Source organism: Acidovorax cavernicola (assembly GCF_003581445.1).
This window is the reverse complement of record NZ_QXMN01000285.1, coordinates 1-789: the sequence shown is the minus strand read 5'-3', so window position 1 is coordinate 789 and position 789 is coordinate 1. Positions and strand designations below refer to the sequence as shown.

General features: G+C 61.3%; 1 protein-coding gene. It reads left to right on the top strand.

Translation table 11 applies throughout. The features are described from left to right. The coding region (locus D3H34_RS33185; RefSeq protein ID WP_147400621.1) for a TonB-dependent receptor domain-containing protein at positions 1–789 on the top strand (789 nt) is incomplete at both ends.

Genomic DNA, 789 nt, shown 5'->3' with positions numbered 1-789 from the left:
GCTAGCCGATCAGAACCAGATCAAGAACACCATGCTGGGACTCGACTACGAGAACCGGGACATCGCGGGCAGCACGCTGGCCGCTCAGCTCTACTACCGGGACTTCCATACGCGCTTTGCACCGTTTGACGCCCGCGCGGTTCCGGTTCGCGGCGCGAATGTTGACCAGTCCATGCAGAATTCCGATGTCTTTGGCGGGCGTCTGACCCTCAAGACGCCGCTGGGCAAGGAAAAGGACACGCTGCTGATCTGGGGTGCCGACTTCAACCACGAGCGCACCGATATGCCGATCGACATTTTCGATCCCAAGGTCTATGACGCCACGGGCGGACTTGTTTTTCAGAAGATCGGCCGCCTGATCTACATGCCCCCGGTGACCACCCGCAGCCTTGGCGCGTTTGCCCAGTTGCAGCACAAATTCAACGACCAGTGGTCGCTGGAGGGTGGCGCGCGCTATGACCGGGCACAGGCCAGCTTCAACGACTTCACGCCGCTGTCCCAGTCGAGAGTGCCCAGCCCCCAGTCCGTGGCCGGCGGCACCGTCAAATACGACGCCTGGACCTACAACCTCGGCAGCGTTTTCACCCCGACCAAGGGCCAGGAAATCTACGCTTCCTACAGCCAGGGCTTCGAGCTGCCGGATATCGGGGTCGTGGTGCGCAATGCGACCCTGGGTTTCAACATCGGCAACTCGAACCTGCAGGCGGTCAAGACCAATACCGTTGAAATCGGCTGGCGCGGGAAGTTCTCCAACGTGGTCGCCAACCTGGGCGGCTTTCAGTCGCAGTC